Below are 12,249 nucleotides of genomic sequence, written 5' to 3'. Positions count from 1 at the left end.
GGCCCCCGCCCCGCCCCCGCCCCCCCCGGCCCCCGGGGGGGCGGCGCGCCGGCCCCCCCCCCCCCCCCCCCCCCCCCCCCCCCCCCCCCCCCCCCCCCCCCGCCGCGTTGAAGGGCCGGTCCGGGCAGCCGACCGGTGCCGCGGTCCAGGGGCGCGGCCCGCGTCCGAGGCCCGCGTCCGAGGTCCGGCGCCCGGCGAAACCCGAGTGAGTACCCACCCCGCCGTTCCCCCGCACTGTGACGTGTGGCACGATGCTGGCCACCCCCACCGGCACAGCCCTCACAGGAGACACTCCTCGTGCAGCACCCCGCCGTTCCGGACCTGTCCCACACGCACACCCGGCCGATCCACTGGGTCGCCACCGCCACCGCTCTCGCCGGAGTCGTGGCCCTCTCCTCGGTCCTGCAGCCCGACGCCGCGACAGCGGCCCAGGCCGCGGGACCGCAGACGAAGACCGCCCCGGCGCACGGCACGCCGCCCGACCCGGCGGCCGTCACGTTCCCTCTGGACTGCGGTCCGGTCAAGGCCCTGGTGCAGAAGAAGGCGTCCGGCGACCTCGACGGCGACGGCCGGCCCGAGACGGTGGCCGTCGTGCACTGCGACGCGCCCATGGGCACCCCGCCCGACGGCGTCTACGTCATCACCCGGGACACCGACAGCGGCAAGTCCCGTGTGGTCGCCACCCTGGTGGATCCGAAGGACCGCCGGACCGTCACCGACTTCGCGGTGCGCGGCGGTGCCGTCCTCGCGACGCTTCTCGGCTACTCGTCGGCCGACGTGCCCAGTTGCTGCCCGGACGTCACCGACGACGTGAAGTGGCAGTGGAAGAACGGCGCGTTCGTCCGCGACACGCCGTCCCAGGCGCGGACCGTCTGACCGACGGAGACCCTCCGAGAGGTGTGACCCACCGCACAGTGGTCACTGTGCGTGCCATTTACGTCACAGTTCGGTCACTCTGCGTCCGGGCCGTAGATCTCTGCCCTGTCCGAAATGCGACGTACATGGATGCACTCGCCCGGACACTCCTTCGCCGAGTCGACCACGTCCGTCAGGAGCGGCAACGGCACGGGCGTCGTCGCGCCCTTGGCCTGCAGGAGCTCGTCGTCCGCGCCCTTCACGTAGGCCAGACCGTCGATGTCCAGCTCGAACACCTCGGGCGCGTACTGCGCGCAGATGCCGTCGCCGGTACACAGGTCCTGGTCGATCCAGACCTCGAGAGCCTCGCCGTCGACTCCGGCCTCCTGTTGCACACTCATTGCTTCCTGCCGTTTCCTGCGTCGAGCCGGTCGGGAATCCGGCCAGCTCTGACGGGTGTTGAACGCTTCGACCCTACCCCCGCCTGGGTTCCCGTCACGTTCGGTGGGTATTCCCCTGGCGTGAGGGAGAGCGCAAGGGTGAAGATCGGACACACCCCGACAGTCTTTTGATCTAGGGGTTTCAATCGACACCCACCCAGGTAGGGTCTGGAAGCGTCCAGCTCCCCTTGGAGGAGGTGAGGACCGTGGCAGCCCACGACGACGACATGAACCGCGGCATCCGCCCGGGACGCGGGTCCGAGGACCCGGCCGGGCAGGTGGCCTACCTTGAGCAGGAGATCGCCGTCCTGCGACGCAAGCTCGCCGACTCTCCGCGGCACACGAGAATTCTCGAAGAGCGGATCGTCGAGCTGCAGACCAACCTGGCCGGCGTGTCCGCCCAGAACGAGCGACTCGCCAGCACACTCCGCGAGGCCCGCGACCAGATCGTGGCCCTCAAGGAGGAGGTCGACCGGCTGGCCCAGCCACCGGCAGGCTTCGGTGTGTTCCTGCAGGCCAACGAGGACGGTACCGCCGACATCTTCACCGGCGGCCGCAAACTCCGGGTGAACGTCAGCCCGAGCGTCGAGCTCGACGAGCTCCGGCGCGGCCAGGAAGTGATGCTCAACGAAGCCCTCAACGTGGTCGAGGCCATGGAGTACGAGAGCGTCGGCGACATCGTCACCCTCAAGGAGATCCTCGAGGACGGCGAGCGCGCCCTCGTGCTCGGGCACACCGACGAGGAGCGCGTGGTCCGGCTCGCCGAGCCACTGCGGGGCATCACCATCCGCCCCGGCGACGCCCTCCTGCTCGAACCCCGCTCCGGATACGTCTACGAGGTCGTCCCCAAGAGCGAGGTCGAGGAACTCGTCCTCGAAGAGGTCCCCGACATCGGCTACGAGCAGATCGGTGGCCTCGGCGGACAGATCGAGGCCATCCGCGACGCGGTCGAGCTCCCCTATCTCTACCCCGACCTGTTCCGGGAGCACGAGCTGCGTCCGCCCAAGGGCGTCCTGCTCTACGGGCCCCCCGGATGCGGCAAGACGCTCATCGCCAAGGCCGTCGCCAACTCGCTGGCCAAGAAGGTCGCCGAGGTGACCGGCCAGGCCGCCGGCAAGAGCTTCTTCCTCAACATCAAGGGACCCGAGCTCCTCAACAAGTACGTCGGTGAGACCGAGCGGCAGATCCGCCTCGTCTTCCAGCGTGCACGGGAGAAGGCCAGCGAGGGCACGCCCGTCATCGTCTTCTTCGACGAGATGGAGTCCCTCTTCCGCACCCGCGGCTCCGGTGTCAGCTCGGACGTGGAGAACACCATCGTCCCGCAGCTGCTCGCCGAGATCGACGGTGTGGAGGGCCTGCAGAACGTGGTCGTGATCGGAGCCTCCAACCGTGAGGACATGATCGACCCCGCCATCCTGCGGCCCGGCCGGCTCGACGTGAAGATCAAGATCGAGCGTCCGGACGCCGAAGCGGCCAAGGACATCTTCGGCAAGTACCTCACCGAGCGCCTCCCGCTCCACGAGGACGACCTCACGGAGCACGAGAAGGACAAGGCGGCCACCGTCCAGAGCATGATCCAGACGGCGGTGGAACACATGTACGCCGAATCCGAGGAAAACCGCTTCCTGGAAGTCACCTACGCCAACGGCGACAAGGAAGTCCTCTATTTCAAGGACTTCAATTCCGGCGCCATGATCGAGAACATCGTCGGCCGCGCCAAGAAGATGGCGATCAAGGACTTCCTCGACAAGAACCAGAAGGGCCTTCGCGTCTCCCACCTCCTCCAGGCCTGCGTGGACGAGTTCAAGGAGAACGAGGACCTGCCGAACACCACCAACCCGGACGACTGGGCCCGCATCTCCGGAAAGAAGGGCGAGCGGATCGTGTACATCCGTACGCTCGTCACCGGAAAGCAGGGTGCGGACACCGGACGCTCCATCGACACGGTGGCGAACACCGGTCAGTACCTGTAAAAGGCAGGGCGGCTGCGGGTGCCCTCAGTGGGTACCCGCAGCCGACTGTTTTTCGGGGCCACGGCTGGAGCAAGGCAATGACGCAAATGATCTCCCCACCGGCGCAAAGGCGTTCTAGGCTCTTCCGTACCGCCGAGTCGCGCAGTGCGGGGACGGGCACCGCACACGCACCGGAGCGCCATGTGAGCGGCGCCCACGACCGAGGGCGCCGCCGGGCAAGGAGGGCCGCATGACCGTACGGCGAGTAATGGGCATCGAGACGGAGTACGGGATCTCCGTCCCCGGTCACCCCAACGCCAATGCCATGCTCACCTCGTCCCAGATCGTCAACGCCTACGCGGCGGCGATGCACCGGGCCCGCCGGGCTCGCTGGGACTTCGAGGAGGAGAACCCGCTGCGGGACGCGCGAGGCTTCGACCTCGCCCGGGAGGCCGCCGACAACAGCCAGCTCACCGACGAGGACATCGGCCTGGCCAACGTGATCCTCACCAATGGAGCACGGCTCTACGTCGACCACGCCCACCCCGAGTACAGCGCTCCGGAGGTCACCAACCCGCGGGACGCCGTGCTGTGGGACAAGGCGGGCGAGCGCATCATGGCCGAGGCGGCCGAGCGGGCGGCCCAGTTGCCGGGCGCCCAGCCGATCCACCTCTACAAGAACAACACCGACAACAAGGGCGCGTCCTACGGCACGCACGAGAACTACCTGATGAAGCGGGAGACCGCCTTCTCGGACATCGTGCGCCACCTGACGCCCTTCTTCGTGTCCCGCCAGGTCGTCACGGGTGCCGGCCGCGTCGGCATCGGCCAGGACGGGCACGAACACGGCTTCCAGCTCAGTCAGCGCGCCGACTACTTCGAGGTCGAGGTCGGCCTGGAGACGACGCTGAAGCGGCCCATCATCAACACGCGCGACGAACCGCACGCGGACGCGGAGAAGTACCGCCGTCTGCACGTGATCATCGGCGACGCGAACCTGTCCGAGATCTCGACCTATCTGAAACTGGGCACGACGGCCCTGGTCCTGTCCATGATCGAGGACGGCTTCATCGCCGTCGACCTGGCCGTGGACCAGCCCGTACGCACCCTCCACCAGGTCTCGCACGACCCGACCCTCCAGCGCCTGATCACCCTCCGCAGCGGGCGCACCCTCACCGCGGTGCAGCTCCAGATGGAGTACTTCGAGCTGGCGCGCAAGTACGTCGAGGAGCGGTACGGAGCGGACGCCGACGAACAGACCAAGGACGTCCTGGGCCGCTGGGAGGACACCCTCAACCGGCTAGAGAACGACCCGATGAGCCTCGCCGGCGAGCTGGACTGGGTCGCCAAGCGGGAGCTCATGGAGGGCTACCGGCGCCGGGACGACCTGGACTGGGACGCCGCCCGGCTGCACCTCGTCGACCTCCAGTACGCCGACGTACGGCCCGACAAGGGCCTGTACAACCGTCTGGTGGACCGTGGCCGCATCAAGCGGCTGCTGGACGAGACGGAGGTCGAGCGGGCCCGTACGAAGCCCCCGGAGGACACCCGGGCGTACTTCCGCGGGCGCTGTCTGGAGCAGTACGCGGACGACGTCGCGGCGGCCTCCTGGGACTCGGTGATCTTCGATCTGCCGGGACGGGACTCCCTCCAGCGGGTCCCAACCCTGGAACCGCTTCGCGGAACGCGTAATCACGTCAAGGAGCTCCTGGACCGCTGCCGCACCGCGGACGACCTGGTCAGGGTCCTGTCCGGCGGGTGACGGCGCCGAGCGGGTACACGGGAGAAGACCGCCGGACAGGGTGAAAGTCACCGGGTCCGGGAACCATCGAGATGGCCCCCGTACGTTGGAGAAACTGCGGGGCCGATGTCGGACCCGGCTTGTAGGGTCTGATCTTGACCGAGCAACTGTGTCGGGCGAACCGAGCGGGGTGAGGGTTATGGCGACCAAGGACACCGGCGGCGGGCAGCAGAAGGCCACGCGTTCCACCGAGGAGGTCGAGGAGCAGGCGCAGGACGCGCAGGCATCCGAGGACCTCAAGGAGCGCCAGGAGAAGCTCAGCGACGACGTGGACTCCGTCCTGGACGAGATCGACGACGTCCTCGAGGAGAACGCCGAGGACTTCGTGCGCTCCTTCGTGCAGAAGGGTGGCCAGTAGGCCTGTTCCCCCTCGGCGCACCGGCCCGAGGGACGGACGAGCAGAACGTGAGATGTCGCGCGCGGTGCGGGTCACGCCCGTGCCGCGCGCGGCACGGAACGGGGGGCCAAGGTGTTCGTTCCGTGGTTCCCGCCGAGTATGTGGATCACCGCCGCAGGGCGGGTAGGGTCCGTGGCATAGCTGACGCATACGTGGAAGGAATCGCGTGGAAGCCAACACTCGTAGCACCGGGCGTCTACCAGCTGCCTTCCTGACGCCTGGGTCCTCTTCGTTCATGGACTTCCTGGGAGAGCACCAGCCCGAGCTGCTCCCGGGCAACCGGCAGCTGCCGCCGGTCCAGGGCGTGGTCGAGGCGCCGCACGGCACCACGATCGTGGCCGTGACCTTCCCCGGCGGCGTCGTGCTCGCCGGTGACCGGCGGGCGACCATGGGCAACATGATCGCGCAGCGGGACATCGAGAAGGTGTTCCCGGCCGACGAGTACTCCGCGGTGGGCATCGCCGGCACGGCGGGTCTGGCCGTGGAGATGGTGAAGCTCTTCCAGCTGGAGCTCGAGCACTTCGAGAAGGTCGAGGGCGCGCAGCTGTCCCTGGAGGGCAAGGCGAACCGTCTGTCGACGATGATCCGCTCCAACCTGGGCATGGCGATGCAGGGGCTGGCCGTGGTGCCGCTGTTCGCCGGTTACGACGTGGACCGCGGCCGGGGCCGCATCTTCTCGTACGACGTGACGGGCGGGCGCTCCGAGGAGCATCACTTCGCGACGACGGGATCGGGATCGATCTTCGCGCGCGGAGCGATGAAGAAGCTCTTCCGTGAGGACCTGAGCGAGGAAGAGGCCACGACGCTCGTGGTCCAGGCGCTGTACGACGCGGCGGACGACGACTCGGCGACCGGCGGTCCCGACGTCGCGCGCCGGATCTATCCGATCATCACTGTGATCACCGAGGACGGCTTCCGCCGGCTGACCGAGGACGAGAGCTCCCAGCTCGCCCGCTCGGTCCTCGACCGGCGGCTGGAGCAGCCCGACGGCCCGCGGGCCGCGCTGCTGTAGCGCCCGGCCTCGCCGTGTTGATGACAGGTGGTCCAGTGACTTCGACAGAAAGGGACGGATAACCGGTGTCGACGCCGTTCTATGTCTCACCCCAGCAGGCGATGGCCGACCGGGCGGAGTACGCCCGCAAGGGCATCGCCCGTGGCCGCAGCCTGGTCGTGCTGCAGTACGCCGACGGCATCGTGTTCGTCGGCGAGAACCCGTCCCGTGCGCTGCACAAGTTCAGCGAGATCTACGACCGGATCGGCTTCGCGGCCGCCGGCAAGTACAACGAGTACGAGAACCTGCGGATCGGTGGGGTCCGGTACGCCGACCTGCGGGGCTACACGTACGACCGTGACGACGTGACGGCCCGGGGCCTGGCCAACGTGTACGCCCAGACGCTGGGCACGATCTTCTCCAGCTCGGCCGAGAAGCCGTACGAGGTGGAGCTGGTCGTCGCCGAGGTCGGCGACAGTCCCGACGGCGACCAGATCTACCGGCTGCCGCACGACGGCTCGATCGTGGACGAGCACGGCTCGGTCGCGGTCGGGGGCAACGCGGAGCAGATCAGCGGGTACCTGGACCAGCGGCACCGGGACGGCATGACGCTGGCCGAGGCGCTGAAGCTGGCGGTACAGGCGCTGTCCCGCGACACGAACGGCAGCGAGCGGGAGATTCCGGCGGAGCGGCTGGAGGTCGCCGTGCTGGACCGTACGCGGCCGCAGCAGCGGAAGTTCAAGCGGATCGTCGGGGGCCAGCTGTCGCGGCTCCTGGACGGGGGAGCCGCCGGGGCCGCCTCGAAGGCCGCGTCCGAGGACGAGGACGGGGCCGAGGAGTAGTCCGCCCCATCGACGCCGGCCGCCGTGGGATGCCCGCGGCGGCCCGCGCGTGTTCCCCGGCGCTCACCGCGGTGGCGCCGTGGAGCCCCTGACCACCAGGTTGACCGGGATGTCGCCGGCCTCGGGGAGCCCGCCCTCCAGGACCGCCAGCAGTGCCCGCATCCCCCGTTCGCCGAACAGCTCCGCGTCCAGGCGGACCGTCGTCAGCTCGGGGTCGACGGCCGTGGCCAGGCCGAGGTCGTCCAGGCCCGTGACCGAGAGGTCGTCGGGGATGCGGAGCCCCGCGCGGCGGGCCGCCTTGTACGCGCCGACCGCCAGCTTGTCGTCGTCGCAGACCAGCGCCGTCGGGCGGGGGCCCGGCCCCGCCAGCGCGGCCTCGGTGGCCGTCAGCGCGCCCTCGATCGAGATCGGGGCCCTGGCGGTGCGCAGCGTGGTGCCGGGGGCGGCGTCCAGCCGTGCCGCGAGCTCCCGCGCGCGGACCTCGAACGTCCAGGACGGGACGTCCGCCGCGAGGTGCAGGAAGTGGCGGTGGCCCAGCAGCAGCAAGTGCTCCGCGATCTGGCGGATGGCGTCCGCGATGTCCAGGTTGACCGTCGCCGCGCCCAGACTGCCCTCCGGGTCGCTGTCCAGCATGACCAGCGGGAGCTGGTCGCCGCGGATGGCGGAGAGCGCGTCGGCCGCCATGGAGGACGCGATGACGCCGTCCAGGGCGGCCGATGCGGAGGCGAAGGGGTCCCGGGCGGGCCCGACGCCCTCGGGGGAGGGGTAGAGGACCACTCCGAAGCCGTGCTCGGCGGCGACGCGTGCCGCGCCGGTGTAGACACCGGCGAAGAACTCGGTGGTCAGCGCGGGGACGACCAGCAGGACCGTGCGGGTGCGGCCCAGGCGGAGGTTGCGGGCGGCGAGGTTCGGGCGGTAGCCGAGCGCGTGGGCGGCCTCCCGGACGCGCTGGGCGGTGGGCTCCGACACCCGGCCGCGCCACTTGTCGCCGAGGACCAGGGAGACCGCGGCCTGGGAGACGCCGGCGGCCTGGGCGACGTCCCGGCTGGTGGGGCGGGTGCTGCCTCGTGCCACCGTTCGCCTGCGCTTTCGTCTGGACTCGTGAACAGCCGACATGGTACGTATGACCACGGAAGTTATACGTAAAACCTCGTCGAGGTCTCATGCGAAGGGGGTGGGTCGTGGTCGCCGGATACCTGGACATTCTCCGGGCGCGGCACGCCGTACGGCTGCTCGTCGGCACGCTCGTGGGGCGGCTGCCCAACGCCACCGCGGCGATCGCGATCGTCCTGTTCGTGCGGGCCGAGGGCGGCTCGTACAGCCTCGCGGGGGCCCTGGCCGCCGTGTACGGGGTCGCCAACGCGGTCGGGCAGCCCGTGCTGGGACGGCTCGTCGATCTGCACGGGCAGCCCCGGGTGCAGCTGCCGGCCGCCGTGCTGTCCGGGCTGGCCATGGCCGTCTTCGCGTTCGCCGGGACCGAGCCGGCGGCGCTCGCGTACGCGGCCGTGGGCGCCTCGGGACTGTTCACGCCCCCGCTGGAGGGCGGACTGCGGGCCCTGTGGCCGAGTGTGCTCCGCGAGGAGGGACAGGTGCACTCGGCGTACGCCATGGACGCCGTGGCGCAGGAGGTCATGTTCACCGTCGGGCCGCTGCTCGTGACGGTGTGCGTGTCGCTGTGGTCGCCGCTGGTGGCGCTGCTCGTGCTGAACGCCGTGGGCGTGCTGGGCGCGCTGTCCGTGGTCGTGTCGCCCCCTTCGCGCGCGTGGCGGTCGGCTCCGCGCGAGGCACACTGGCTGGGTGCGGTGCGTTCGTCCGGACTGCTGGCGCTGCTGGGGGCCTTCCTGTTCATCGGAATGGCCCTCGGGTCCATCACCGTGGCCTCCGTGCCCTACGCGGACGAGCACGGCGGTGACGCCGTCTACGGCTGGCTGATGGCCGCCCTGGGGCTCGGCGCGCTGGTCGGCGGGACCGTCTACGGGGCCCGGCAGTGGGCCGGCGACCCGGCGCGGCGACTGAGGCTCCTCGTGGCCCTTCTGGCGGTGTGTTACCTGCCGCTGATGCTGATGCCGGGCGCGTTCGCCATGGTGCTGCTGACTGCGGTCGCGGGTGTCTTCCTCGCGCCGTGCATCGCCTGCGCGTTCGTCCTGGTGGACCGGCACGCGCCGCGGGGCACGGTGACGGAGGCGTTCTCCTGGCTGGTGACCACCTTCACCGTGGGAGCCTCGGTGGGTACGGGCCTCACCGGGCCGGTCGTCGAGGCGGGCGGGGCGCTGTGGGGCTTCGCCGTGCCGGGGGCGGCCGGGGCCGTGTCGCTGCTCGTGCTGGCCTGCACGGGACGGGTCCTCGCAGCTCCCGCCCGGGCAGCGGTGGTTGCGGCTTCATCGGAAAATGATCCAAACCGTGCCGTCGAACCCCGTTTCAGTTCGGGTCATCAGGCGTAATGTTCAGTCATGGACCGCCGCATTTTCGGGCTGGAGAACGAGTACGGCGTCACGTGCACGTTCAGGGGACAGCGCCGCCTGTCGCCTGACGAGGTGGCGCGGTACCTCTTCCGCCGTGTCGTGTCATGGGGCCGCAGCAGCAATGTCTTTCTGCGCAACGGCGCCCGCCTCTATCTCGACGTGGGATCACATCCGGAATACGCGACACCCGAATGTGACAACGTGATCGAACTCGTCACCCACGACAAGGCGGGCGAGCGCATTCTCGAAGGACTCCTGGTGGACGCCGAACGACGCCTGCACGAGGAGGGAATCGCGGGCGACGTCTACCTCTTCAAGAACAACACCGACTCCGCGGGAAACTCCTACGGCTGCCACGAGAACTATCTGGTGGCCCGGCACGGGGAGTTCTCCCGGCTCGCGGACATCCTCATCCCGTTCCTGGTGACGAGGCAGCTGCTCTGTGGCGCCGGCAAGGTGCTGCAGACGCCGCGCGGCGCCGTGTACTGCGTCAGCCAGCGGGCCGAGCACATCTGGGAGGGCGTCTCCTCGGCGACCACCCGTTCCCGGCCGATCATCAACACCCGCGACGAGCCGCACGCCGACGCCGAGCGCTACCGACGCCTGCACGTCATCGTGGGCGACTCCAACATGTCCGAGACGACCATGCTGCTCAAGGTCGGCGCCACCGACCTGGTGCTGCGCATGATCGAGGCGGGCACGGTGATGCGCGACCTCACCCTGGAGAACCCGATCCGGGCGATCCGCGAGGTCAGCCACGACATCACCGGACGGCGCAAGGTGCGCCTGGCCAGCGGCCGGGAGGCGTCCGCGCTGGAGGTGCAGCGGGAGTACTACGAGAAGGCCGTGGACTTCTGCGAGCGCCGCGGCATCCGCACCGGCACCGTCGAGCGGGTCCTGGAGCTGTGGGGCCGCACGCTGGACGCGATCGAGGCCGAGGACCTCGACCGCATCGGCACCGAGATCGACTGGGTCATGAAGTACAAGCTCCTCGAGCGGTACCGGGCCAAGCACAACATGACCATGTCCCACCCGCGGGTCGCACAGATAGACCTCGCCTACCACGACATCCACCGCCGTCGTGGTCTGTACTACCTGCTCGAGAAGAAGGGCCAGGCCGCCCGGGTCGCCAACGACTTGAAGATCTTCGAAGGCAAGTCCGTTCCGCCGCAGACCACTCGTGCCCGGCTGCGCGGCGACTTCATCCGGCGGGCCCAGGAACAGCGCCGGGACTTCACCGTCGACTGGGTCCATCTCAAGCTCAACGACCAGGCGCAGCGCACCGTGTTGTGCAAGGACCCGTTCCGATCGGTGGACGACCGGGTGGAGAAGCTGATCGCCGGAATGTGACCGGAACGAACCGAGAAGGCGTTTCGTACCCGAAGGGTCCGGAACGCCACACGGGCACCGTACGTTATCCGTACGGTGCCCTTCTCACGCCGTAGAGTTGCGCGCACGTCAGCAGACAAGATCGACCGATACCGATTACGAGGCCCCCACCGTGCGCCGACGCTCCCTCCTCATCGCCGTTCCCGCCGGACTGGTCACGCTCGCCGCATGCGGTGACGAGGACTCCGGCTCGAGCAAGGCCAGCGACAGCGCGACGCCCCAGGCGTCGGACACGTCCACGCCACCGCCCCCGAAGATCGTCGAGGGGCCGCTGCCGGCGATCACGGCGGGCACGAAGTTCGGTGAGAAGCCGACGGTCGCCAAGGGCAGCGGCGAGCCCTCCAAGGACCTCGCGGTGAAGACGGTGATCGCCGGCGGCGGCAAGGCGGTCGCCGAGAACGACTTCCTGGTGGCCGACTACCTGGGCCAGATCTGGGCCAGCGCGAAGGTCTTCGACAACTCCTACGACCGCAAGACGCCGATCGTCATCCAGTTGGCGCAGGGCAGCATCATCGACGGCTGGCGGTACGCGCTCACCGGCAAGAAGACCGGCAGCCGCGTCCAGTTCTCCGTCCCGCCGGCCTATGGATACGGCGATCAGGGCAGCGAGCAGGCAGGCATCAAGGGCACCGACACCCTGGTGTTCGTGGTGGACGTGAAGGACACCTTCAACGCCAAGAGCTCCGCCAAGGGCAAGGAGATCCCGCAGGACGACGCGGCGCTGCCCAAGGTCGGCACCAACACCGACGGCGCGGCACCCTCCATCGAGGTGCCCGACACGGCGGCGCCGAAGAAGCTCGTGGCGGACTACGTCATCGAGGGCGACGGCCCCGAGGTCGGCGCGCAGAACACCGTGCTCGTCCAGTACAAGGGCGTGGTGTGGGACGGCGGCAAGGAGTTCGACTCCACGTACAGCAGGAAGCAGCTGACGTCCTTCTCGCTCCAGCAGGTCGTCAAGGGCTGGTCGCAGGGCCTGACCGGCAAGAAGGTCGGCAGCCGCGTCCTGATCGTCATCCCGCCGGACCTGGGCTACGGCGACAACCCGCCGGAGGGCAGCGGTATCGAGAAGGGCTCGACGCTGGTCTTCTCGGTCGACATCCTCGCGAAGATGTGACCCGCG

General features: G+C 69.5%; 11 protein-coding genes. 9 read left to right on the top strand and 2 right to left on the bottom strand.

Features of this window, described 5'->3' with window-relative positions; all coding sequences use genetic code 11:
- The first annotated feature begins 297 nt into the window (after positions 1-297).
- Complete coding sequence (locus ACIRG6_RS31295; RefSeq protein WP_364676828.1) at positions 298-876, top strand: hypothetical protein; 579 nt, start codon at positions 298-300, stop codon at positions 874-876.
- 74 nt (positions 877-950) lie between these two features.
- Here the strand turns inward: ACIRG6_RS31295 and ACIRG6_RS31290 are convergent, their stop codons facing one another.
- On the bottom strand, positions 951-1,256 hold the full coding sequence (locus tag ACIRG6_RS31290; RefSeq protein WP_318217850.1) for a ferredoxin: 306 nt from the start codon (positions 1,254-1,256) through the stop codon (positions 951-953).
- A 245-nt stretch (positions 1,257-1,501) separates the two neighbouring features.
- On the opposite strand from ACIRG6_RS31290, the gene arc reads away from it, so the two are divergent.
- The 5 genes from arc to prcA all read left to right on the top strand — a co-directional run bounded on the left by arc (position 1,502) and on the right by prcA (position 7,278).
- Entirely contained in the window at positions 1,502-3,268 is a 1,767-nt protein-coding gene (gene arc / locus ACIRG6_RS31285; protein ID WP_350719020.1) for a proteasome ATPase, read from the top strand.
- A gap of 229 nt (positions 3,269-3,497) precedes the next feature.
- Positions 3,498-5,009, top strand: a complete 1,512-nt coding sequence (dop, locus tag ACIRG6_RS31280; protein ID WP_350719022.1) for a depupylase/deamidase Dop — start codon at positions 3,498-3,500, stop codon at positions 5,007-5,009.
- Positions 5,010-5,187: 178 nt separating this feature from the next.
- On the top strand, positions 5,188-5,406 hold the full coding sequence (locus ACIRG6_RS31275) for a ubiquitin-like protein Pup (protein WP_016325855.1): 219 nt from the start codon (positions 5,188-5,190) through the stop codon (positions 5,404-5,406).
- Between the two features lie 205 nt (positions 5,407-5,611).
- Entirely contained in the window at positions 5,612-6,457 is an 846-nt protein-coding gene (prcB, locus tag ACIRG6_RS31270) for a proteasome subunit beta (protein ID WP_189230508.1), read from the top strand.
- A gap of 65 nt (positions 6,458-6,522) precedes the next feature.
- Positions 6,523-7,278, top strand: coding sequence for a proteasome subunit alpha (gene prcA / locus ACIRG6_RS31265; RefSeq protein WP_364676824.1), 756 nt, complete (start codon positions 6,523-6,525; stop codon positions 7,276-7,278).
- A 63-nt stretch (positions 7,279-7,341) separates the two neighbouring features.
- On the opposite strand, the gene ACIRG6_RS31260 is transcribed toward prcA, so the two are convergent.
- Positions 7,342-8,352: a LacI family DNA-binding transcriptional regulator gene (locus ACIRG6_RS31260; RefSeq protein WP_364676823.1), complete on the bottom strand. Its 1,011-nt coding sequence runs from the start codon at positions 8,350-8,352 to the stop codon at positions 7,342-7,344.
- A gap of 107 nt (positions 8,353-8,459) precedes the next feature.
- Here ACIRG6_RS31260 and ACIRG6_RS31255 point away from each other — a divergent pair, with 107 nt between their 5' ends.
- The 3 genes from ACIRG6_RS31255 to ACIRG6_RS31245 all read left to right on the top strand — a co-directional run bounded on the left by ACIRG6_RS31255 (position 8,460) and on the right by ACIRG6_RS31245 (position 12,243).
- Positions 8,460-9,719 (top strand): MFS transporter, encoded by a 1,260-nt coding sequence (locus tag ACIRG6_RS31255; RefSeq protein ID WP_364676821.1) that lies wholly within the window; start codon positions 8,460-8,462, stop codon positions 9,717-9,719.
- Positions 9,720-9,728: 9 nt separating this feature from the next.
- Positions 9,729-11,090, top strand: a complete 1,362-nt coding sequence (pafA, locus tag ACIRG6_RS31250; RefSeq protein ID WP_052837743.1) for a Pup--protein ligase — start codon at positions 9,729-9,731, stop codon at positions 11,088-11,090.
- A gap of 151 nt (positions 11,091-11,241) precedes the next feature.
- Positions 11,242-12,243, top strand: a complete 1,002-nt coding sequence (locus tag ACIRG6_RS31245) for an FKBP-type peptidyl-prolyl cis-trans isomerase (RefSeq protein ID WP_364676819.1) — start codon at positions 11,242-11,244, stop codon at positions 12,241-12,243.
- The last annotated feature ends 6 nt before the right edge of the window (positions 12,244-12,249 follow it).

The sequence above is a fragment of the Streptomyces flaveolus genome, assembly GCF_044765825.1.
Lineage (GTDB): Bacteria > Actinomycetota > Actinomycetes > Streptomycetales > Streptomycetaceae > Streptomyces > Streptomyces flaveolus.
This window is presented reverse-complemented; position numbering and strand designations above follow the sequence as displayed.

What these genes read in the sequence shown, in the direction of transcription:
- ACIRG6_RS31275 (WP_016325855.1), top strand. Translation starts at nt 5,188, where the DNA reads ATGGCGACCAAGGACACCGGCGGCGGGCAGCAGAAGGCCACGCGTTCC.
- pafA (WP_052837743.1), top strand. Translation starts at nt 9,729, where the DNA reads ATGGACCGCCGCATTTTCGGGCTGGAGAACGAGTACGGCGTCACGTGC.
- ACIRG6_RS31290 (WP_318217850.1), bottom strand. Translation starts at nt 1,256, where the DNA reads ATGAGTGTGCAACAGGAGGCCGGAGTCGACGGCGAGGCTCTCGAGGTC.
- dop (WP_350719022.1), top strand. Translation starts at nt 3,498, where the DNA reads ATGACCGTACGGCGAGTAATGGGCATCGAGACGGAGTACGGGATCTCC.